At 57.6% G+C, this 24009-nt stretch carries 11 protein-coding genes; 9 read left to right on the forward strand and 2 right to left on the reverse strand.

All coding sequences use genetic code 11. The annotated features are described in order from the left end of the window. Positions 1-187: 187 nt before the first annotated feature. The gene (locus QP868_RS07825) at positions 188-5074 is read left to right on the forward strand and encodes a PT domain-containing protein (protein ID WP_284926042.1); all 4887 of its coding nucleotides are present in this window, start codon (positions 188-190) and stop codon (positions 5072-5074) included. A 163-nt stretch (positions 5075-5237) separates the two neighbouring features. On the opposite strand, the gene QP868_RS07830 is transcribed toward QP868_RS07825, so the two are convergent. Continuing rightward, entirely contained in the window at positions 5238-6029 is a 792-nt protein-coding gene (locus QP868_RS07830; RefSeq protein WP_284926043.1) for an MBL fold metallo-hydrolase, read from the reverse strand. Between the two features lie 338 nt (positions 6030-6367). On the opposite strand from QP868_RS07830, the gene rplJ reads away from it, so the two are divergent. The 6 genes from rplJ to QP868_RS07860 all read left to right on the forward strand — a co-directional run bounded on the left by rplJ (position 6368) and on the right by QP868_RS07860 (position 12702). After that, positions 6368-6904, forward strand: coding sequence for a 50S ribosomal protein L10 (gene rplJ, locus QP868_RS07835; protein WP_284926044.1), 537 nt, complete (start codon positions 6368-6370; stop codon positions 6902-6904). A 57-nt stretch (positions 6905-6961) separates the two neighbouring features. Continuing rightward, positions 6962-7351: a 50S ribosomal protein L7/L12 gene (gene rplL, locus QP868_RS07840; protein ID WP_005885891.1), complete on the forward strand. Its 390-nt coding sequence runs from the start codon at positions 6962-6964 to the stop codon at positions 7349-7351. Positions 7352-7555: 204 nt separating this feature from the next. Beyond that, positions 7556-8755 carry a cobalamin-independent methionine synthase II family protein gene (locus QP868_RS07845; RefSeq protein WP_284926045.1) on the forward strand — a complete coding sequence of 400 codons (1200 nt, stop codon included), beginning with the start codon at positions 7556-7558 and terminating at the stop codon, positions 8753-8755. A gap of 145 nt (positions 8756-8900) precedes the next feature. Further along, positions 8901-9947 carry an ABC transporter substrate-binding protein gene (locus QP868_RS07850; RefSeq protein WP_284926046.1) on the forward strand — a complete coding sequence of 349 codons (1047 nt, stop codon included), beginning with the start codon at positions 8901-8903 and terminating at the stop codon, positions 9945-9947. Next, complete coding sequence (locus QP868_RS07855) at positions 9944-11626, forward strand: ABC transporter permease (RefSeq protein WP_284926047.1); 1683 nt, start codon at positions 9944-9946, stop codon at positions 11624-11626. The genes QP868_RS07850 and QP868_RS07855 overlap by 4 nt, the downstream gene beginning before the upstream one ends. Further along, a complete protein-coding gene (locus QP868_RS07860; protein ID WP_284926048.1) occupies positions 11623-12702 on the forward strand; it encodes an ABC transporter ATP-binding protein in 1080 nt (359 codons plus the stop codon). Before QP868_RS07855 ends, QP868_RS07860 begins: the two co-directional genes overlap by 4 nt. Before the next feature lie 17 nt (positions 12703-12719). Here the strand turns inward: QP868_RS07860 and QP868_RS07865 are convergent, their stop codons facing one another. Next, a complete protein-coding gene (locus QP868_RS07865; RefSeq protein ID WP_284926049.1) occupies positions 12720-16142 on the reverse strand; it encodes a hypothetical protein in 3423 nt (1140 codons plus the stop codon). Between the two features lie 350 nt (positions 16143-16492). Between QP868_RS07865 and rpoB the strand changes: the two genes are divergently transcribed. Both rpoB and QP868_RS07875 read left to right on the forward strand, forming a co-directional pair. Then, on the forward strand, positions 16493-19975 hold the full coding sequence (rpoB, locus tag QP868_RS07870; protein ID WP_040347505.1) for a DNA-directed RNA polymerase subunit beta: 3483 nt from the start codon (positions 16493-16495) through the stop codon (positions 19973-19975). Positions 19976-20017: 42 nt separating this feature from the next. After that, positions 20018-23893, forward strand: coding sequence for a DNA-directed RNA polymerase subunit beta' (locus tag QP868_RS07875; protein ID WP_284926050.1), 3876 nt, complete (start codon positions 20018-20020; stop codon positions 23891-23893). The last annotated feature ends 116 nt before the right edge of the window (positions 23894-24009 follow it).

Raw genomic sequence — 24009 nt, forward strand, 5'->3', positions numbered from 1 at the left:
CATGTATAACCGCCTGAAGCCTTACGGAACACTGGGCAAGAAGCCCCTGCCGTACACACATTTTGAGCATTAACCCACAACTCACGTTCACTTAACGTTAAGGTGTGCAACGAATTGGGTTCACAGTGCGCTGAAAGATTAGGGGCGATTCCCTTATTCTCATCTTCTTGACACTGGAGACCCCACCATGCACCGCTCTTCTCGTCTCAGTGCGGCAGTTCTAGCTACCGCACTCGTCGGAACGCTCACCCCTGCCGTGACAGCGTTCGGAACGCCCGCCTCGGCCCACGCTACGGTCGCCGCAGACCGGGGCACCGCCGACGTGCGCATCTTCCAAGACCGTGACCACGACAAACAGTATGACGACGGCGAACCGCCACTTCAGCCCACGTACCTCAACAAAACCCTGACCTTGAAAAACAAGGCCACCGGTAAGTGGTATGTGATTCACCCGGGCAACTTGAAGAAGTTCGGGCTACCGGCAGGCGACTACACGCTGTACGTGGAAATGAACAGCACGTTCGGTCACTACGCGATCGTTGACACTGCCACCGGCAAGCGTCTGCCAGTCACCATGCTGAAGATGAACGTTCCAGCGACCCGAATCGGAGACAAAGGCCAGGAAATCACGAACGGCGTGACCGCTGGTTACGGCCGCCACAGCTACACGGACATCACGTTGGAGGCAGGCAAGTCTCTTGACTTGACATATGCGGCGTCCTCGATTGGTGCGAACGTTTCGGCTGTTGAAACGAAAGACGGTGCCGAGGTCGCAGCCCCTGACGCTGTTGGTGTTGCCTTCAAAGACGGAAGCGCATCCGTGAAGTCGTCCAATGTGGACGGTCTTTACTGGGCTGGTAAGGGCGATGCGGCGTGGGACAAACACCTCTTCGCCAGCGGCAAGGTAACGGCGCGCATTTCGCCAAAGATTAACTACGCGGTCGACAAAGTGGAGGCGCGATTCCACCAGCAAGAAGACGGGGCTTACAACATCGACAAGCTCAGCGACCCGTTGAAAGTCACATCCGACCCAGCTAACCACACGTACACCGTTAACTCGTCTGACTCTGGGGAAGCGTGGGGAAACTTCGAATACAAGGTGTTCCTCAAGCCGGTTGAGATTGGAAAGGCCACAGTTCGTCTGTTCGGTGACGAAAACGTAGACAACAAATATTCAGGGCCCGAAGAAAAGGTCAGCGAGAGCTATATCAACCTGGTTGATTCAAACGGTCGCTGGTTCAAAGTGGAACCGGAGTCCTTAGAAAAGCAGGGATTGCCGGCCGGTGAGTACACCGCCTACGTTCGCAACGCGAGTGTGGCCGATGGCTTTGGTGTGGTCGTCGACAGTGCGACCGGAAAGCGTATGGAGACCGTCAGTTTGGACGAGTCACACGACGCGACATACGTTGACGCTGACACCGGCGAAACTCTGCCAACGGTCACCGACAAGGGCCGGTTCGTGAAGACCACCTTCACTGTGGCACCGGACAAAGAAACTGTTGTTGACATGGCATCGACCCGCATCGACGCCAGCGCCAAGGTCACTGTTGACGGGGAAGCGGCTGACTCGAAGGTGTACTTCAAGGACGGCGAGACTCGCCTGGAGAGCTTCGTTTCGAAGACCTCCACCACAACCGAGCACCTCGCATCTGACGACGCGGACAAAAAGACACGTCACTTCTTCTCCGACGAATGGGTGACTGTTGGTGTGGAAAACATCGACGGACACAAGGTGAGAAGCGTGACCGTTGGTAGTCTTGCCGGGGGCAAGACGGTTGACGCGGAGAAGGTTTCTGACACCGAGTACCGTGTCAAGCGTTCCGTACTTGGCGACGACTTTGGTCGCCTGAAGTTCGACGTGCAGCTTGAAAAGGTTGCCCCCACGGGTAAGGTGAACTTCCGTCTGTTTGGTGACGAGAACCTCAACAACTCTTTCGACGAAGGCACTGACGAGGTCGTTGATCGCTACGTCAACCTGGTTGATGAAGAAGGCAACTGGTACAAGGTGATGCCAGAGGCCTTGGCGCAACAGGGCTTGCCTGCCGGTAAGTACACCGTGTACATGCGTGATGCATCCGTTGCTGACGGCTTTGGTGTGGTTGTTGATTCGGACGGCAAGCGTTTGCCATTCGCTGAGTTGCAGGGCAAGAAGGACGCTACCTTCATCGACGCGAAGACCGGCGAAAAGGCCGAAACAACCACCGATGAAGGACGTTTCGTCACGACCGAGATTGAAATCAAGGAAAACGAGACGATCGAAGCTAACTTCGCCTCAACTCGCATTGACGCGACAGCAAAGGTGACTGCTGACGGCGAAGCAGTTGACTCGAAGGTGTACTTCAAGGACGGCGACCAACGCCTGGAGACCTACAAGTCTGACTCAGTGGGTTATGTTGCCTCCGATGACGCTGGTGCTAAGACACGTCACTTCTTCTCTGAAGAATGGGTCACTGTTGGGGTGGAAGAGATTGACGGTTACACAGTCAAGGGTGTGACTGTACGCGGCTTTGGTGGCGGTAAGACTGTGGAAGCAGAAAAGGTTTCCGACACCGAATACCGGATCAAGCGTTCCGAAATGGGCGATGACTTCGGGCGCTTTGAGTTCGACGTGCAGCTTGAAAAGGTTGCCCCTACGGTCAAGGTTGACTTCCGCTTGTTCCGTGATGAGAACTTGGACAACAAGTACTCGGGTGACGCGGAAGAGGTCGCAAGTGGTTACGTCAACCTGGTTGATGAGCAGGGTAACTGGTACAAGGTGACTCCAGACTCCTTGGCGAAGCAAGGCTTGCCTGCTGGTAAGTACACCGTGTACATGCGGAACAACTCCGTAGCGGACGGCTTCGGCGTGGTTGTTGATTCCGAAGGTAAGCGCCTACCCTTCGCTGAATTGGAAGGTGGCGAGAAGGCTACCTACATTGATGCTGACACCGGTAAAAAGATTGAGACGACCACCGACAGGGGACGGTTCGTAACGACCGAAATTGAGGTCAAGGAGAACGAAACGGTTGAAGCTAACTTCGCGTTCACTCGTATTGATGGCTCGGCGCAGGTTAACAAAGACGAAGTAGAGAGTGTGTACTTCAAAGACGGTGACCAACGTCTAGAAGCCTTCGAATTTGAATCTGGCGGTTTCATGGCTTCCGACGATGCGGAAGCTAAGAAGCGTCACTTCTTCTCCGGTGACAAGGTCACGCTTGGCGTCAACGTGAAGGAAGGTCGCAAGGTCACGAAGGTCGAAGTCAAACCTTCTGCGACCCGCGGCGGCGAAACCATCGTGCTCTTCGATGAGGAAACCGCAGGTGACAATGCTGGCGTACAGGAATTCAGTGTTGACCGTTCAAAGATGGGCGACGACTTTGGTCGCTTCGAATTTGTGGTGACGACGGCGCCGGTAGAGGAACCAACGCCAGAGCCGACGGATGACCCAACTAAGGAGCCTACGCCGGAGCCGACTCCTGAACCGACGGATGACCCGACCGAGGAGCCAACACCGGAACCGACGGATGATCCTACGGAGGAGCCTACGCCGGAGCCGACTGAAGATCCTACGGAAGAGCCAACACCGGAACCGACGGATGACCCGACCGAGGAGCCAACACCGGAACCGACGGATGACCCGACTGAGGAGCCAACACCGGAACCTACCGATGATCCGACGGTTGCACCTGAGCCGAACGGAAAAGTCGACTTCCGCCTGTTCCGTGATGAGAGCTTGGACAACGAGTACTCTGGCGAAAACGAAGACGTTGCAAGCAGTTACGTCTACCTGGTTGATGAGCAGGGTAACTGGTACAAGGTGACGCCGGAAGCCTTGGAAAAGCAGGGCTTGCCTGAAGGTAAGTACACCGTTTACATGCAAAACGATTCTGTAGCGAAGGGCTTCGGGGTAGTTGTTGACTCCGAAGGCAAGCGTTTGCCGTTCGCCGAGTTGAAAGGCGGCGAGAAGGCTACCGAAATCGACCCTGACACCGGTGAGAAGTCTGAGGCGACCACCGAAGGCGGAAACTTCGTAGAGACCGAGATCGAAGTCAAGGAAAACAAGACGACTGAAGCTCACTTCGCGTTTACTCGTATCGACGCGAGCGTGCAGGTAAACAAAGACGAAGTAGAGAGCGTGTACTTCAAGGACGGCGGCCAGCCACTCGAGGCCCACGAATCTGAATCTGGCGGTTACGTAGCGTACGACACAAAAGCTAAGAAGCAGCATTTCTTCTCCGGTGACAAGGTCACGCTTGGCGTCAACGTGAAGGAAGGTCGCAAGGTCACGAAGGTTGAAGTTAAACCTTCAGCGAACGATGGTGAAACCATCGTGCTTTTCGATGAGGCAACCGCAGGTGACAATGCTGGCGTGGCACCGGTGACGCCTGGCGCAGCACTGAGCATGGGTGTGGCCGCTCAGGTGCGGGTGGCTGCTGTAAATGCAGGCATCGTTCCAGTGTCGAACGTGGCGGCAAACGCCGGCGCTCAGGAGTTTAGCGTTGATCGTAAGGCAATGGGAACTGGCGTTGGTAGCTTCGAATTTGTGGTGACGACGGCACCTGTCGAGGAGCCAACACCAGAACCGACCGAGGACCCAACCGACGCTCCTTCGGAACAGCCAACTGAAGAACCTTCAGAGCAACCAACTGAGGAACCAACTGATGCTCCGTCAGAAGCTCCGAGCGAGGAGCCGTCAGAAGCACCTTCGGAAGAGCCGTCAGAAGAACCTAGCGAAGAGCCAACCGACGCTCCTTCTGAAGAGCCAGGTGAGGATCCATCAGAGGAGCCGACCGAAGCTCCTTCAGAAGGTGGTAACGACGAAACGCCTGGCGATGACAGTGATCCCGGTGACGGTGACAAGGGTGAAAGCGACGGTGGCGACACTGACGCTGGAGACGAGGAAGCCGAAAACGAAGGCGACGCCTCCGACAACGGCAACGATAACAACACCGACTCCGGCAACAAGGGCAACGACAGCTCCAAGGAAAATGGTGCTCTGCCTCGCACGGGCGTCAACGTTGGCATGAGCCTCGCAGTTGGTGTCGCGCTGGTGGCTCTGGGTGCGGGACTGGTGTTCCGTCGCCGCAAAAACTAGCAGCAATGCTCACCGTCACCTGACGGGAAAGCACGCACACCAACACCTCTAGAAACGCAGTGCGGGCGGGAACCATCCCGCCCGCACTGCGTTTTCCCCGCGCACCCGTCCCACGCCAAAACCCCACGCCCCGCCCTAAACCCCGGGGCGCAAGAACCTAGCCTCACAGAATCCTAGCTACCCCCTCGGGCAATCCAGGCGTAGCCAGAGTGAGGTCACGCGAAAAGGGGACTGCTGCCACCTCGGCGTCTTCCAGCCCTGCCTGCGCAATCACCCCAGCCTGCCGCGTCACATACTCCCGATCCACCGGCCGTCCATGTCCCGGCGCAAACACGGTCAAGCGCGGATCCTCCAGGAGCCGCTCCAGGTTCTGTGCCCACCTTGACGGGGTCGCATCATCACCCAACGCCGGGGGAGCGCCCTCCTCAACAAGGTCACCCACCAGCGCCACGTGCCCGGCGATCAGTACAAGATCGCCCTCCGTGTGCCCCGGAAGAACCCGGACTGTCACGTCCAGGTCCGCAAAACCAGCGCCGAGGTCGGTTAACGTGACGCCGTCAGTCACCTCGGTCATGGGGACGAGAAGCTCAGAAGGGTCCGCGGGCAGATCGGGTTCGAAGTCGCTGGGCACTTCGTGAAACTGCACCCACGCGCTGGCCTGCATGTCTCGTATGCACTGCGGTGAGGCGAAAAACTCGGTGACGCCCGCGCGGGCGAACGTGGCGTTGCCAAAGAAATGATCCCAGTGGTCGTGCGTGTTCACCACACTGACGGGAAGGTCCACGAAAAGCGCGCGACCAGACTGGGTGAGGGACACCTCGGCGAAGGTCGTCAGGATCCTCGACGCCTGCCGCGGGCCGGAACCCGTGTCCACAATCACAGCCCGCTCATCGCCCAGAATCAGGTACGAATTGAGCACCACAGGGTCTGATGTGAAACTGAAAATACGCGTCATAACGGCAAAAACACCACCCGAATCTCCACTAGAATCACCGACCAAAAACATAGCAACGCGCACCCGCGCGAACACGCACCGGCCAAACACTGCGCCCCAGATTTGGACTTACCCGGAACTCTACGTTAGACTCATCTGGTGCCCAAGACCGTTGGTCTCAGCGCGCGCCTCTAACACCTTTTAGAAGCAAACGCTGACGAAGACTCGGAATGAGTGACCCGCGCAGGTGATACTGAACTTCATGAACTCCCGTTAGGGATGCATTTGTGAGCGTTCCGTGCCTGCTGCGCGGAACGCTTTTTTCGTGTTCGCACACCAACATGTACGAAAGGAATACCATGGCGAGGCCAGACAAGGCAGCTGCGGTACAGGAGATCAAACAGCTGTTTGAGAACTCCTCGGCCGCTGTGCTGACTGAGTACCGCGGTCTCACCGTTGCGCAGATGAAAGAACTGCGCGTTGCACTCGGTGGGAACGCCTCCTACGCCGTGGTAAAGAATACGCTGACCGCCATTGCAGCTAAAGAGGCTGGACTGGAAGCGTTCAACGCAGACAACCTCAAGGGTCCATCTGCTATCGCTTTCATCTCCGGTGATGTCGCTGACGCTGCGAAGGCTCTGCGTGACTTTGCCAAGGCGAATCCTCAGCTGGTCATCAAGGGTGGACACCTCGAAGGTGCCGCACTTTCAGCTGAAGAAGTTACGAAGCTGGCTGACCTCGAATCCCGCGAAGTTCTGCTTGCCAAGGCTGCTGGAGCGCTCAAGGGAAGCCTGTACAAGGCTGCCTACGCGTTCACCGCACCTCTGGTCAAGACGGTACGTACCGTCGATGCACTGCGTGCAAAGCAGGAAGAATCCGGATCCGAAGCAGCTTAAGTTTCACCCCCATAAACCACGGTTGAACCCAACCACTCACGGAAGGACGTAGCCACCATGGCTAAGCTCACCCCTGAAGAGCTCATTGAAGCGTTCAAAGAGCTCACCCTGATTGAACTGAACGACTTCGTTAAGAAGTTTGAAGAAGAATTCGAAGTTGAAGCTGCTGCTCCAGTTGCTGCTGTTGCTGCTGCTCCTGGTGCTGGCGGCGGAGACGCTGGCGCAGCTGAAGAGAAGGACGAATTCGACGTCATCCTCGAATCCGGTGGAGACAAGAAGGTTCCTGTTATTAAGGAAGTTCGTGGACTCACCAGCCTTGGTCTGAAGGAAGCTAAGGAGCTCGTTGACGGTGCTCCTAAGCCTGTTCTGGAAGGCGTTAACAAGGAAACCGCTGAAGCTGCTAAGGAAAAGCTCGAAGCAGCTGGCGCTACCGTATCGCTTAAGTAATTTGGTGGCCCGGGTGCGGGGTCCAGTGATCCCGTGCCCGAGGTCGTTCCAAGCTACTGACTGGCCGTCACCCCGTGTGGGTGGCGGCCAGTTTTTTGTTGCGCCGTTTCGTTTGGCTGGTGCATTGCGAATCATGACGAACTGCAGACATGCGCATACGCATATGTGATGTGGTGGACTCACAGTCGTATGAAAGGAATCAGCATGTCATCAATCCGCGTGTCTCACGCAGGTTCTTTACCTCGCACGGACCAACTCATCGCAGCCAACGCGGCTCGCTTTGACGACAACTTCAACAACGACGAGTTCCAGCGCCTTCTGCAGGACTCCGTTGTGGATCTGGTCGCTAAGCAAAAAGAACTGGGAATCACCGACGTCAACGACGGCGAATACGGTCACGCGATGGCGGCAGCTAAGGACTACGGTGCGTGGTGGCACTACTCCTTTGAACGCACAGGTGGGCTGGAGTTGCGCGAGCAGACCTTGTTTGAGGGTGAGGCGGTACGTTCAGAACCCGGCAATTTGCAGCTGACAAGCTTTGGCGATCGCCGTGACCGTCACATTTTCCCTGGTGTCTACAGTGACCAGGAATCGGGTGCCGACACCGGGAAGCAACCAAAATTCCCAGCTGCGATTGGGCCGGTGACCTACATCGGCCAGGACAAGGTGCAGCGTGACATTGAGAACCTGCGCGTGGCCTGCGAAAAGGCAGGCGTTGACCCGTCGACTGCATACATCAACTCTTTGGGGCCAAGCTCAGCCGCTCGTATCACCAACGAGTACTATGACAGCGACGAAGAGTTCATCTGGGCCATGGCCGATGTCTTCCGTGAGGAATACCTCGCAATCACAGAGGCCGGTTTCATCGTGCAGATTGACGACCCGTCAATCGCGGAAAACTTCGACCAGATCAACCCTGAACCGTCATACGAGGACTACCGCGCCTTCACACGTCCACGTATCGAGGCGCTTAACCACGCCCTGCGCGGAATTGACCCGCAGCGAGTCCGCTTTCACACATGCTGGGGATCGTGGCACGGCCCTCACGTCACCGACCTGCCTTTCGCAGAAATCGTCGACGACGTCCTGGACATCAACGCGGCCGGAATCACCTTCGAAGCAGCGAACGTGCGCCACGAGCACGAATGGCGGATCTGGGAAGACACCAAACTTCCTGAAGGCAAGTACCTCATTCCAGGAATCGTGTCCCACTCAACCAACGTGGTGGAACACCCGGAGCTGGTAGCAGACCGCATCGAACGTTTCGCCCGTCTTGTTGGGCCCGAAAACGTTGTCGCTTCCACGGACTGCGGACTGGGTGGCCGTATCCACCCTGAAATCGCCTGGGCCAAGCTCGAAACCCTGGCACAGGGAGCAGAAATCGCGTCTAAGCGACTGAGCTAAGGCGAAGGGGCGCGGGGTTCACCGAGGTGCAACCTTGGTGATACCCCGCGTTTGGATTCGTGGGGGACGATGTGGCCGTTGCTTAGCGCGAGAGTTTCGAATAACCGCTCGCGCACACAGTACGCCTCGTCTGAACTGGAGAAATATGAAGCCCCTTTTCCGTAATGCACGTTCTGCTGTACGTGGTACCGCCCTTGCATCAGCGCTGGTGGTATCCACACTCATGTTCACCGCGTGCGATGTCTCCGACGCTGGTAACGGTGGCGACAAGGCTGAGGGGAGCGGTGAAATCAGCCTCTACACCTCAGAACCTGAAGCAAAGATCAACGAAGTCATTGACGCGTTCAACGAAGAAAACCCTGACATCCAGGTCAAGGTCTTCCGTGCTGGAACAGGTGAACTGAAAACACGTATCGCCTCTGAGAAGAAGTCCGGAAAGATCGGCGCTGACGTTCTGCTGGCCGCAGACGTTCCCACGTTTGAAGGGTTCAAGAGCGAAGACGAACTGATCAAACTCGACAAGGTTGAAACCGACGGAATCGAAGAAGAGCAGGTCGACGCGGACGGGTACTATGTGGGCACCCGCATCATCCCAACCGTGATCGCATACAACACGGACAAAGTGGAAGAAGCCCCAAAGTCGTGGGCCGAACTCACTGATTCCAAGTTCAAAGACCAGATCGCAATGCCTAACCCTGACGTTTCTGGTGCAGCGGCATTCAACACCGCACTGTGGCTTGACCAGCCAGAACTAGGCGAAGATTGGCTTAAGAAGCTGGGTGAAAACAAGCCCAAGGTTCTGGAGTCCAACGGCCCTGTCGCACAGGCAGTTGCTGACGGATCATCGCCGGTCGGCATTGTCGTGGACTACCCAGTGCGCGACCTTGCAGACAAGGGTTCACCCGTTGCAGTGAGCTACCCCACGGACGGTGTGCCGTATGTAAACCAGCCTGCCGGTGTGTTCAAAGACTCGGAGAACCCGGAAGCAGCCCAAGCGTTCGTGAGCTTCCTGGTGTCTAAAGAAGGCCAGGAGCTAGCAGTCAAGCAGAACTACGTGCCGGTGCGCTCTGATGCTGGTGCCCCTGAAGGCGCACCTGCTCTTACCGACATCAACCTCATCCAGCCTGATTACGCCAAGGTTAAAGAACAGCAGGACGGTGCAGTTAAGAAGTTCAAGGAGATCATGGGGTGAGTTTGACTCACCACAGTTCTGACTCCCGTACCACCACCTCCACGCAGAGTTCAAAGCGCGGTAAGGTCTCGCGGGAGTCGGGACTTCGTGTCCCAGGGCTACGACTCGCAGTTTGGGTCGCCGTCCTGGTGACAATTGGCTTACCACTCGCGACGGTGGTGTCAACGGGCTTGAGCTCCGCTGGGCTTGAAACGTTGCGCAACCCTGACCTGTTGACAGCTGTACTCAACTCGCTGGTGAGTTCCGTGTGTGCAGCACTCGGGGCAACCGTAGTGGCTCTTATACTGACAATCGCACTGGACAGGTTCAAAGTGCCGGAGGCTACCGCCTTGCGATGGCTGTTCCTGTTGCCGTTCCTGATCCCGCCGTTCATCAGTGCGATGTCGTGGATCGCGTTGTTCTCACCCTCGGGGCCGCTCCGCTCTCTCTTAGGGACAGTCCTCCCGAACAACATTTACGGTGCCGGTGGGGTGATCCTGCTGCTGACCATCACATCCTGGCCCATGGCGTACTTGCTCATCAGCTCGGCCATGGCACGCATCCCCAACCAACTCGAAGAGGCCGCACGTGTGGCAGGCGCATCAACCACCCGCATCTACACCACCATCACACTTCCACTGTTACGGCCCGCACTCATGGCGTCGCTGGTACTGACATTCGCCAGTAATCTTTCAGACTTCGGAATCCCCGCACTCCTAGGGCTTCCCGCCAACTACACAACCCTCACCACCCTGGTGTACCGGTTCATCGCGTCCCACTCAGTGCTCAACCCGCTCCCGGCGGCCTCGGCAGTGGGAACCCTTCTCCTGACCCTGGCATGCCTCGCCGTCTTCGTTCAGCGCTCCGTAGGAACGACCTCGGCGGCGGCATCCACCCGCCCCACCCAACCGGCCGCGCGCACCCCACTCATGTGGGCACTCACCGTGATCCTCTGGGCGGGAGCTCTCATCACGACCGTGCTACCCCTGCTTGCACTCATCCGCCAAGCGATCCTGCCAGCCCCAGGCGTACCACTGCGAGCAGACACCGTCACGTTCGCGAACTTCACGCACGCACTCTCCAACCCTTCCGTGTTGTCAGGCGTGGGGAACTCAGTGCTCCTGGCCATAGGCGCTGGTGTCGTATGCACTGTGCTGGGGTGGGCGGTTGCCCTGCTCCTCACGCGCACCCGCAGCTTCGACAATGTGGGGCTCGACATTTTCGCGCTCCTCCCACAGGCGCTCCCAGGGTTGGTCGTAGCTGTCGCATGGCTTCTGGTTTCACCGCTACTGGGAATCTTCAACACGCTGTGGGCAATACTCGCCGCATACGTCATGGCGTTCAGCGCGATCGTCGTCCAAATGGTTCGACCCACCTCCGCGGCCCTGAGTCGCTCTTTTGAAGAAGCCGCCCAAACCGCAGGTGCTAGCCCCACACGGGCGCTGTTAACCACCTCGGGCCGGTTCACCTTCCCCATTGCCATCACCGGGGGAGTGGTAGTCGCCCTCACCGCGGTTCGCGAACTCACCATCTCGATCCTGCTTGTGGCCCCCGGCACCCGCACGTTGGGCGTGGTCATCTTCAACCTGCAACAGGCAGGCGACTACTCAGCGGCCAGTGCGCTCGCAGTCCTGGTGTGCCTGGTGGGGATCCTGGGACTGGGCCTCGTCACCGCCTCCAACCGAAAGGCCACAGCATGACCGCTCTTGAGCTCAACGACATCAACGTGCGCTACCCCGGTGGCGGCGGATTGTTCGACATCTCGCTCACGGCGCAGACCGGTGAGTTCATCTGCCTTGTGGGACCGTCGGGGTCGGGTAAGACGACGCTGTTGCGCACCATTGCGGGATTCTTGCGTCCCGTGTCTGGTGGTATGCGGATCAACGGCTCCGAGGTCGTTTCTGACTCTGCGTTCCTAGGCCCTGACAAGCGCGGGCTGGGCATGGTGTTTCAGGATCATGCGGTGTGGCCGCATATGTCAGTGGGGGAGAATGTCGCCTACCCGTTGCGGGTGAGCGGGCTGAAGGGTCCCGAGGTGCGCGATCGTGTCGCTCAGACTCTCACCCAGGTGGGGCTGGCCGGGATGGCGGACAGGAGGCCAGACTCTCTGTCTGGTGGGCAACGGCAGCGTGTGGCAATTGCCCGGGCAATCATTGCGAAACCGAACGTGGTGTTGTTTGACGAAGCACTGTCATCACTGGACGAGCCGTTGCGTGCGGATTTGCGTGGCCAGCTCAAAGCGCTCACTGAGGAGCTTTCGCTGACCGCCGTGTATGTAACGCACGACCGCTCTGAAGCCCTTGCGCTTGCCGACCGGATTGCCGTTCTCAACGCTGGGCGAATCATTCAGTACAGCGACCCTCAACGGGTGTTGAACGCTCCTCAGGATCCGTTTGTTGCGCAGTTCATGTCCGATGCCGGCCTGTTCCCCGTCACGCTTGCAGGTGGTGACGGCGGGGGTGAGCGCAGTGGCGGCGACCGGGCCGTTGCTCTTGAAAACGGGTCGCGAGTCACCGGCTTCACCCGCATGCACGCCGAGGTGGACCCCATCCTCGCTGTAGGTGAGGGTGACGCGCGTGTGTGTTCTGCCGGTGAGGGGCATGTGGACGGAACGGTTGAGTCTGTTCTGTTCGACCGCGCGGGCTGGCTAGTGCAAGTGAGCGTGGGGGACCAGGCGCTGACCGTTTTGACTGCGGGCGATCGTCCGCGCGTGGGCGATACGGTTGGCGTTAGGTTCACGGGCGGGACGCTGTTTTCGCACGAAAACCCGCGCTGATCTGGCGCTTCGAAGCGTCACGAGTTTGGTGGCCGGAACCTGTCGCTTGAATCCCAGCCCTCGGGGGCGGGCCGTCCGTTATCAGTCTGATGTTGCGGAGCTTGCGGTGGAGTGTTGAATGGCTCCCGCGCCTGTGGGTGCTGCGGAGGCTGTTGCCGTTGCACCTGCGGAGGTTGTGGCGCCTGCGGCGGCTGCGGAACCTCCCGCCGAGGTGCCCGAGGTGGCTGCGGCACCTGCGGCTGTGTTGCCACCGGAGGCGCAGGCGGCACAGGGTTGTGCTGGGCAGGCTGCCGGTCCTGAGCGGCACCGAACGGCTGAACCTGCTGATCCACGCGCGCATCTTCCGCGGGATTCCGGTTGCCACGTAGCAACATCCACACAACAGCCCCAATGATGATGAGTGCTAGAACAACCAACACCAGCCACACCACATCACGTAGCAACCACACGGCTGAAAGCGCCAAGGTCCCAACGGAACACCACACCAAAACCGGCCGGTTAGTCAGCGCTCCCATGATGAGGAACAGCACCAGCCATGACAAGAAAACTGCCGTGTAGAAACCGCCTGAAATAAACGCCACCAACAAGCCAATGAACGTCATGAGCCCGAACGTGACATACAACCTCACCTGCGTACCAACGCGACGGGAAACAAGCCAGGGGAAACCACCTCGGCCGCCATACATCCACGCCCAGAACAGTGCGGTGAGCGCCACGATGTGCAGCGGCACGTAGAAATTCCACCGCACCAGCCCACTGAACGAAATCGCCAGGCCCAACGCGCCCAGGTAACTGGCGATCTCAAAGAACACCGCACGGTGACGACTCACCCGCACCGCGGTCATGACGGTGGCCGCAACCGCCAACAAGATCAGCCCCACGACAACTCGGGCAAAGGATGGAATCGGCACTGCGGAACTGTCGATAAAGGCCGCAGGCATCAACGCGCCAAGCAGAATCAGGGCTGCGGCAACCAAACTGGCAAGAGCCTTGCGCTTAACAATCACCTGCAGCCAGTGAACCGCGTACAAAATGGCCCACGCAATAATGTTGGCAAGCACCATGTGGTTGGTTCCCTCGAGGAATGTGGACGTGACGGACAACGCGAACGCAGGGACCGTGACCATCGTTGCCAAAATGAACCACTGAACCCGCAAAACGTGAGTCACATACACAATCGCAGCGGTCGCTATAACACTCGTGACAGTGAAGAAATACCACTGCTCGAACTTAGGCACCACGGCACCAACCGCGTGCACACACACCGCGACCGCACACAGAATGACAAACACCGGTGCCGGGGACGGCCTAATTGGAGCCACCGGCCCGTGCTGGGCACGCTCGGCGTGCTTAGCCCTCGCAACTTCCATCCGGCGCCGGTGCTCAGCACGGGTCAGGCGACGTGCCACTTCAAAACTCACAAGCAACGCCACCAGATCAACCACGGTCGCAGTCACAAACAGGACCGCATAAGGGAAGTTTGGGGCGAACGTGATCATCAAAGCGTTCACCGCGCCCAAACCAGTCACAATCAGACTCGCAATCGCAGAATACTGCGCTCGCCGGTAACGGCCACGGGCGTACAGACGCGCGTACGCGACCATGAGGCCAGCTGCCAAAAGAGCAAAGAAAGCAAGCGAAAGAGGGCGCGAGAAAATCCAGTTCCACGAGTCGCGACCGCTATGAATGACCGCGTCGACTCCAAACGAAAAAGTGAAAAGCAGCGGAACTGTGGACAGCGTGAACAGACCTGAACGCACCAGAAAAGCCAGTCCCACGACCACCAAAACCAGCACAAACAGGACGACCAAGTGCCACACTTGCATCCCATAAAACAGGGCCAAAAAAGCCGGTGCGAACGCGCTCGCAGGGAAGACCGCCGTGTAAAAAGGTGAGGCGACACGAAGGCGGCGACGACTGCGACCTCGGGGACTGACAATCCACCCGGTGAAAAACGCATCCGCCACGACAAAAACGCCCACTGCCATGATGTAGCAAATGACGACCGCAGACTTATCGTCGCCGATGAAATGAGCAACAACGCACGCAAGCGACACGGCGAACATCACGGCTGAGCCGTATCCCAAAGCGCGCTGCAGTGGAGTGTCTGTCGCAACAGCAAACAGAATGTGCATCGCCGCGAGCGCAACGAATATGATCCCGGCCGGAATGTAGAGCCTGCCGTCAGTGGCCTCGACCCCGAACCCCGTGACCGCTGTGCCCACCAGGAAACACGCGGTCGTCACGATATGCGCTGTCAAGCGGAAGGCTGTGTTAGCTCGACGAATAAGCGCTTCCACCACATGCCACAGCCCCACGACAAGGAACGCAAGGCCGGTGGCGAATCTGATCGCATCGTCTGTATCGCTGAGCAGTTTTGCGATGGCGTTTGCCGTCAGCGCGATCGTAAACGCCCCAGTTACACGAGCAACAATGGCCTGCCATCCCCAACGGTTCAGGCTCGCAGAAAGGACGTAGAACACGGTCAGAAGACCAAACAGAATTGCCCATTGATACGTGGCGGGAAACGGCCGCACGAACAGGCACGCGACCGCAGACGCGGGCGCCAAAATCTCACCCAAGAGCATGTGTGGGCGCACAAACCGTTTAGGTAACCGGTTGCGACCCAGCGCACCAACCAGCGCAAAAACGGTGGCTGTAGCCATGAGCCCGTAGAAAAACGCCACAGGTGGCAACGCTGCGAAGTTCACAATGGACAGCACCAACGAACCCACGAACAGCAAGCCGAACCACATGATCGTTTCGGACTTCAGCAGAATCGCTGCCAGCACATACGCGATAACGCCCACCAGCGACGCTGCAAACCATGCCACCGAACCTGGAATGGAATCACTTGCGCCCAACAGTCCAGCCGCAATGGGAAGCAACGCGATTCCCAGTGCCACCAACGCAAAACCAACAGGCTTGAGCCGGGCAGACAGGGTGTGAATAACAAGACCAGCTACATAAGACAGCGCCGCGACAACCCCAATTGCTACAGCACGCACCACCGGTGACCCAGTCACACTCGCAAACGTGATCGCAGCGGCAATGAGGAAAAGGCACGCGACACCCAGAAGAATGTTCGGCATCCATGCGGTCGAGGACTGCTGTTTCTGAGCTGGCTGGTGGGGGAGCGGTGGCTGCTGACTGGGTTGTCCCGGCTGGCCGGGTTGACCGGGTTGGCTCGCCCGCGGGGAGCCGTCAGAGAAACCAGGGTATCCGGAGTTCTCTTGGTGTTGCGGGGGTGGTGGCTGCGGGGTAGGTGGCCCGGATCCTGCGTGGGTTGTGGGTGGTGGAGTGGAAGGCCCCGGCCGAGGTGGTTGCTGGCTGGCCGTTCGTGTTCTGGCTGAGGCTGTCGTGGCGTTCAAAACTACGCCCGCCACAAGCACGGTAAAGACGCTGATCCACGAAAAAATTAGTAGCCAACCAAGTGTCACGTCTGTCACTCCCTTTCAGCCAGAAACTTAGCACTGCGATTGCGCGGAAAATGCGTTATCCACAGGAGGAGGGGCGGTTCGTTGCAGATTTGTCTCAAAACATGTGAGTATCCACAACCTCGGGTCACCGCGACTCGACTTCGCATGCTCACCAGCGCGAACGAAGCTTTCGTGCACACATGGAATTCTCAAGAAAGGTGAAAAGATAGAACCATACCACAACGATCTTGCGCGGTTTGGTATTCGTGGTTAAACTGGTGGTTTGCGTTGCGGTGACTTCATTTTGCCTTCATATAGCGGTGGGCGTGAACTGCAGCGCTCGGAGATACAACCACTGTGGAAGGATCCCATTGGCCGTCGCCAACGAAAACACAAGGACCGCTAACCCGCCCAAGCGCGTTTCCTTTGCCAAGATTCACGAACCACTCGAAGTTCCTAATCTGCTTGGTCTGCAGATCGACAGCTTCGACTGGCTGATCGGAAACGAACGCTGGCAAGACCGCGTAGCAGAAGCAATTGAAAACGGAGACGACTCAGTTGCTACTACCTCGGGTCTTGAAGACATCTTTGAAGAGATCTCGCCGGTAGAAGACTTCTCTGGAGCAATGTCGCTGTCATTTAGCGAACACCGCTTCGAGCCACCCAAATACTCGATCGACGAGTGTAAAGAACGTGACATGACGTACTCGGCGCCACTCTTCGTGATCGCCGAATTCATGAACAACAACACGGGTGAAATCAAATCCCAGACCGTGTTCATGGGTGACTTCCCACTCATGACCGACAAGGGAACGTTCATCATCAATGGAACCGAACGTGTTGTTGTTTCCCAGCTGGTGCGCTCGCCAGGTGCGTACTTCGAGTCCGTGCCGGACAAGACCTCGGACCGCGACATCTACACCGCAAAGATCATCCCGTCCCGCGGTGCATGGTTGGAGTTCGAAGTCGACAAGCGCGACCAGGTTGGTGTGCGTCTGGACCGCAAGCGTAAGCAGTCGGTCACGGTTCTTCTGAAGGCTCTGGGCTGGACCGAATCACAGATCCTTGAAGAGTTCGGTGAGTTTGACTCCATTAAAGACACTCTGGCCAAGGACACGGTCAGCACCCGCGAAGAAGCGCTTCTGGACATCTACAAGAAACTGCGTCCAGCAGAACCAGCAACCGTTGACGCTGCTGAAACCCTTCTGCGCAACCTCTACTTCAACCCCAAGCGCTACGATCTGGCCAAAGTGGGTCGTTACAAGATCAACCGCAAACTGGGTGTTGACGAGGCTCTGACCGAATCGGTTTTGACGGTTGACGACATCGTTGCAACCATCCGCTACATCGTCAGCCTGCACGCTGGCAAGGAAACCATGCCAGGTGTACGCGATGGCCAGAAGGCTGACATCCGTGTGGCGCTTGACGACATCGACCACTTTGGTAACCGCCGTATCCGCGCGGTTGGTGAACTGATCGAAAACCAGGTGCGCACTGGTCTGTCACGTATGGAGCGTGTGGTCCGCGAACGCATGACCACTCAGGACGTCGAAGCGATTACGCCTCAGACGCTGATCAACATCCGCCCGGTCGTTGCTGCGATCAAGGAGTTCTTCGGAACCAGCCAGCTGTCGCAGTTCATGGACCAGAACAACCCGCTTGCAGGTCTGACACACAAACGTCGTCTGTCGGCTCTTGGTCCTGGTGGTCTTTCACGTGACCGCGCAGGTATGGACGTCCGTGACGTTCACCCGTCGCACTACGGTCGTATGTGCCCCATTGAAACCCCTGAAGGCCCCAACATTGGTCTGATCGGTTCGCTTGCGTCCTACGCCCGCATCAACCCGTTCGGTTTCATTGAGACTCCGTACCGCAAGGTTGAAAACGGTGTTGTCACTGATAAGACGCAGTACCTCACAGCTGACGACGAACTGGAATTCAACATCGCGCAGGCTAACGCCCCGCTGACCGAAGACCAGAAGTTCGAAGAAGAGTTCGTCCTTGCTCGCCCCATGGGTGGTGGCGGAGAAGCTGATCTGATCCCAGCTGACGAAATCGACTTCATGGACGTTTCTGCACGTCAGATGGTGTCGGTTGCGACCGCTCTGATTCCGTTCCTCGAACACGACGACGCTAACCGTGCTCTCATGGGTGCGAACATGCAGCGCCAGGCTGTTCCGCTGGTACGCGCCCAGGCGCCTTACGTTGGTACGGGTATGGAGTACCGTGCGGCAGTTGACGCTGGTGACGTCATCACGGCTGAAAAGGCCGGCGTGGTGACCGAGGTGTCCGCCGACTATGTGACCGTCATGAACGATGACGGTACTACCACTACCTACAAGGCTGAGAAGTTCCGTCGTTCGAACCACGGAACCTCATACAACCAGCGCATCATTGTTGACCAGGGTGACCGTGTTGAGGTTGGAGCAGTTCTTGCTGACGGACCATCCACCGAAAACGGTGAAATGGCCCTGGGTAAGAACCTCCTCGTGGCGTTCATGTCTTGGGAAGGTTACAACTTCGAAGACGCGATCATTCTGTCTCAGCGCATGGTGCAGGATGACGTGCTTTCGTCGATCCACATCGAAGAGCACGAAATCGATGCTCGCGACACCAAGCTGGGTGCTGAAGAGATCACTCGTGACATTCCGAACATCTCACCCGACGCTCTGGCTGAGCTTGACGAACGAGGCATCATTCGGATCGGTGCTGAAGTCACCGACGGCGACATCTTGGTGGGTAAGGTCACGCCTAAGGGTGAAACAGAGCTGACCCCAGAAGAGCGCCTGCTGCGCGCGATCTTCGGTGAGAAGTCCCGTGAAGTCCGTGACACCTCGCTCAAGGTGCCACACGGTGAGACCGGTACCGTCATTGGTGTCAAGGTGTTCGACCGTGAAGAAGATGACGAACTGTCACCAGGTGTGAACCAGCTGGTTCGCGTGTACGTCGCCCAGCGCCGCAAGATCACCATTGGTGACAAGATGGCTGGACGTCACGGTAACAAGGGTGTCATCTCCCAGATCCTTCCGATCGAAGACATGCCATTCATGGAAGACGGAACGCCTGTCGACGTCATCCTGAACCCACACGGTGTTCCTCGCCGTATGAACATCGGTCAGGTTTTCGAAATCCACTTGGGTTGGATCGCAAACCAGGGATGGCACATCGAGGGCAACCCCGAATGGGCCAAGGAACTGGCCGACGGTAAGTTCGAATTCGACGCCGAACCGGGCACGAACGTGGCAACACCAGTGTTCGACGGTGCGCATGAACACGAACTGCGCGGTCTACTCGACTCGACTCGCCCCAACCGCGACGGAGACCGTCTGATCGACTCCACCGGTAAGGCACGTCTGTTTGACGGACGTTCGGGTGAACCGTTCCCATTCCCGATTTCGGTCGGTTACATGTACATGCTTAAGCTGCACCACCTGGTCGACGACAAGATCCACGCGCGTTCGACCGGACCGTACTCCATGATTACCCAGCAGCCTCTGGGTGGTAAGGCACAGTTCGGTGGTCAGCGCTTCGGTGAAATGGAAGTGTGGGCACTGGAAGCATACGGTGCCGCGTACACACTCCAGGAACTGCTCACCATCAAGTCCGACGACATTCCTGGCCGTGTCAAGGTCTACGAAGCGATCGTTAAGGGCGACAACCTTCCTGACCCGGGAATCCCGGAGTCCTTCAAGGTTCTTATCAAGGAAATGCAGTCCCTGTGCCTCGACGTGGAAGTGCTGTCTTCGGACGGCCAGTCAGTTGAGATGCGAGACGACGACGAGGTGTACCGCGCAGCTGAAGAGCTGGGCATCAACCTGTCGCGTAACGAAGCAAACACCGTCGAAGAAGTCTGATCTACCTGAAATTTTGGCCTAACGGCAAGAAAGAGGATTCACGTGCCTGACGTCAATTTCTTTGATGAGCTGCGCATTGGCCTGGCGACCGCGGACGACATCCGTCGCTGGTCACACGGCGAAGTCAAAAAACCTGAAACCATTAACTACCGCACCCTGAAGCCGGAAAAGGACGGTCTTTTCTGCGAAAAGATCTTCGGTCCTACCCGTGACTGGGAGTGCTACTGCGGAAAGTACAAGCGCGTTCGCTTCAAAGGCATCATCTGTGAACGCTGTGGCGTGGAAGTCACCCGCGCTAAAGTGCGCCGCGAACGCATGGGACACATCGAGCTCGCCGCTCCCGTGACCCACATCTGGTACTTCAAGGGTGTTCCATCACGCTTGGGCTACCTGCTCGACCTGGCTCCAAAGGACCTCGAAAAGGTCATCTACTTTGCGGCCTACATGATCACATCTGTTGACGAAGACTCGCGTCACCGCGACCTTCCAACCCTGCAGAACCAGATCGATGTCGAAAAAAAGCAGATCAGCGACCGTTTGGCTGCTGACCTGGACCGTCGTGCCAAGAAGTTGGAAGAAGACCTCAAGGTCCTCGAAGACGAAGGCAAGACAGCCGCCACCAAGAAAAAGGTCGAAACTCAGGCAAACAAAGAAATGGCCAACCTGCGTCGCCACGCAGACCGCGAACTCGACCGTATCGAAAAGGTGTGGGACCGTTTCAAGAACCTCAAGGTCTCAGACCTCGAAGGTGACGAATCGCTCTACCGTGACATGGTTGCCCGTTTCGGCATCTACTTCACGGGTGCAATGGGTGCAGAAGCGATCCAGCAGCGTCTGCGCGACTTCGACCTCGAAGGTGAAGCGGAAGCACTTCGCGAACTGATCAAGACCGGTAAGGGACAGCGCAAGACTCGTGCTCTTAAGCGTCTGAAGGTCGTCAACGCGTTCATGACCACCGACAACTCGCCAGAAGGAATGGTCCTGGACGCCGTTCCGGTGATCCCGCCGGAACTGCGCCCCATGGTGCAGCTCGACGGTGGCCGCTTTGCCACCTCGGACCTCAACGACCTCTACCGTCGCGTGATCAACCGCAACAACCGTCTCAAGCGGTTGCTCGACCTCGGCGCCCCCGAAATCATTGTCAACAACGAAAAGCGCATGCTGCAGGAAGCTGTCGACTCGCTGTTTGACAACGGACGTCGTGGACGCCCAGTGACCGGTCCCGGTAACCGCCCACTGAAGTCACTGTCTGACATGCTTAAAGGTAAGCAGGGACGTTTCCGTCAGAACTTGCTTGGTAAGCGTGTGGACTACTCGGGTCGTTCCGTGATTGTGGTTGGTCCTACGCTGAAACTGCACGAATGTGGTCTGCCCAAGGCCATGGCTCTGGAACTGTTCAAGCCGTTCGTGATGAAGCGCCTGGTTGACCTCAACCACGCACAGAACATCAAGTCTGCAAAGCGCATGGTGGAACGTCAGCACCCACAGGTGTGGGACGTTCTTGAAGAAGTCATCACCGAACACCCAGTGTTGCTCAACCGTGCACCTACGCTTCACCGTTTGGGTATCCAGGCGTTCGAACCGCTCCTGGTTGAAGGTAAAGCCATCCAGATTCACCCACTCGTCTGTTCAGCGTTTAACGCGGACTTCGACGGTGACCAGATGGCCGTTCACCTGCCACTGTCGGCCGAGGCTCAGGCAGAAGCTCGCATTCTGATGTTGTCAGCAAACAACATTCTGAAGCCTTCCGACGGTAAGCCCGTGACCATGCCTTCGCAGGACATGATCATCGGTATCTACCACTTGACCTCACAGGTTGACGGAGCTGTTGGTGAAGGTCGCGAATTCTCTTCTGTATCCGAAGCCATCATGGCTTTTGACCGGGGAGAACTCGACCTGCGCGCTAAAGCACGCATCCGGATCGACAACCTGGTCCCAGCCAAGGACATGGAACTGCCAGAGGACTGGACCGAAGGGCAGTCCCTGACCATCGAAACCACGCTGGGGCGTGCAGTCTTTAACGAAACGCTTCCGGAGAACTACCGTTACGTTAACAACACGGTAAACAAGAAGCTCCTGTCGAAGATTGTTAACCGCCTGGCCGACTACTACCCCAAGGTGGAAGTCGCAGCGACCTTGGACAACTTCAAGGCAACCGGTTTCTACTGGGCCACCCGTTCAGGTTTGACCGTGGCGATGAGTGACATCGTGTCACCAGAAGCCAAGGAAGGTCTGCTCAACGACGCTGAAGACCAGTCGACCAAGGTTGAAGACCAGTACGCAATTGGTGCGCTCACGGATGAGGAACGTCGTTCTGAACTCGTGAAGATCTGGTCGGACACCACGGACCGTGTCGCTGAGATCATGCAGGACAACTTCGATTCCGAAAACTCGGTGTACCGCTTGGTTGAGTCGGGTGCTTCCGGTAACTGGACCCAGGTGCGCCAGCTTGCTGGTATGCGTGGTCTGGTGACCAACCCGAAGGGTGAAATTATTCCTCGCCCAATTAAGTCGAACTACCGTGAAGGTCTGTCTGTACTTGAGTACTTCATTGCCTCGCACGGTGCTCGTAAGGGTCTGGCCGACACCGCTCTGCGTACCGCAGACTCCGGTTACCTGACACGTCGTCTGGTGGACGTTTCGCAGGACGTTATTGTCCGCACCGAAACCACCGACTCCAAGAAGGGTATTACGCTCCCAGTTTCGCAAGAAGCTGCAGACGGAACGCTCGAACCACACGAGTTCGTTGAGACCTCGGTCCTTGGGCGTCTGACAGTTGCCGACGTTGTGGACGCTGACGGTAATGTGATCGTTCCAGCTAAGACCGACATCTCGACCGACGTGATCGACCTTCTGGTCGAAGCCGGAATCCGTGAAGTCAAGGTCCACTCGGTTCTCACCGCGGACTCCGACGTGCAGATCTCTGCTCAGCACTACGGCCGCTCCATGGCTACTGGTCAGCTGGTAGACATCGGTGAAGCTATCGGTACGGTGGCTGCTCAGTCGATTGGTGAACCTGGAACCCAGCTGACCATGCGTACCTTCCACACCGGTGGTGTTGCTGCCGGTGGTGGCGGTGACATTACGCAGGGTCTGCCACGTGTGACCGAGCTCTTCGAAGCACGTACACCTAAGGGATTCGCGCCAATTGCTGAAGCAACCGGACGTGTGAAGATCGACGACTCGCGTAAGACTCGTTACGTGATTGTGGTTCCGGACGACGGATCGGACGAGATCGAGCACGCTGTTGGACGCCGTGCACAGTTGCTGGTTGAAGAAGGCCAGCACGTCAAGGCCGGCGAGAAGCTGCAGATGGGTGCGGTTGACCCCAAGCAGGTTCTGCGCATCCGTGGTCGCCGTGAGGCTGAACGCTTCCTGGTTGACGAAGTGCAGAAGGTCTACCGCTCACAGGGTGTGGGTATCCACGACAAGCACATCGAAGTTATTGTGCGTCAGATGCTGCGCCGCGTGACCGTGATCGAATCTGGTGACACCAACCTGTTGCCAGGTGAACTGGTTGACCGCAGCCGTTACCAGGAAGAAAACAAGCGCGTCGTTGCTGAAGGTGGCCAGCCCGCATCAGCACGTGACGAACTCATGGGTATCACCAAGGCGTCGCTTGCAACCGAGTCCTGGCTTTCCGCCGCATCCTTCCAGGAGACCACACGTGTTCTTACGGAAGCTGCGCTTGAAGGTAAGTCCGACCCACTCTTGGGGCTGAAGGAAAACGTCATCCTCGGTAAGCTCATCCCAGCCGGAACCGGCATGCACAAGTTCCGCGACATGATCGTGGAACCAACGGAAGAAGCCAAGCAGGAAATGTTTGCCAACTCCTACGGTGATTTCTACCCGGCTCTGGGCGGAGACGCTTCAACGATTCCGCTTGAGGACTACGACTTCGACTCCTTCGGAGGCTAGCCTCTCCCGGCTCTAGCCACTGACGGTGGCTAGAACCCGGCATAAAGCGCAAGAACTGAGCGCCCCTGACCATCACGGTCAGGGGCGCTCGTTCGCTTCTCAGGGGCGCTCGTCGT

Source organism: Brevibacterium sp. UMB1308A (genome assembly GCF_030230605.1).
Lineage (GTDB): Bacteria > Actinomycetota > Actinomycetes > Actinomycetales > Brevibacteriaceae > Brevibacterium.

What these genes read in the sequence shown, in the direction of transcription:
- QP868_RS07825 (WP_284926042.1), top strand. Translation starts at nt 188, where the DNA reads ATGCACCGCTCTTCTCGTCTCAGTGCGGCAGTTCTAGCTACCGCACTC.
- QP868_RS07830 (WP_284926043.1), bottom strand. Translation starts at nt 6,029, where the DNA reads ATGACGCGTATTTTCAGTTTCACATCAGACCCTGTGGTGCTCAATTCG.
- rplJ (WP_284926044.1), top strand. Translation starts at nt 6,368, where the DNA reads ATGGCGAGGCCAGACAAGGCAGCTGCGGTACAGGAGATCAAACAGCTG.
- rplL (WP_005885891.1), top strand. Translation starts at nt 6,962, where the DNA reads ATGGCTAAGCTCACCCCTGAAGAGCTCATTGAAGCGTTCAAAGAGCTC.
- QP868_RS07845 (WP_284926045.1), top strand. Translation starts at nt 7,556, where the DNA reads ATGTCATCAATCCGCGTGTCTCACGCAGGTTCTTTACCTCGCACGGAC.
- QP868_RS07850 (WP_284926046.1), top strand. Translation starts at nt 8,901, where the DNA reads ATGAAGCCCCTTTTCCGTAATGCACGTTCTGCTGTACGTGGTACCGCC.
- QP868_RS07860 (WP_284926048.1), top strand. Translation starts at nt 11,623, where the DNA reads ATGACCGCTCTTGAGCTCAACGACATCAACGTGCGCTACCCCGGTGGC.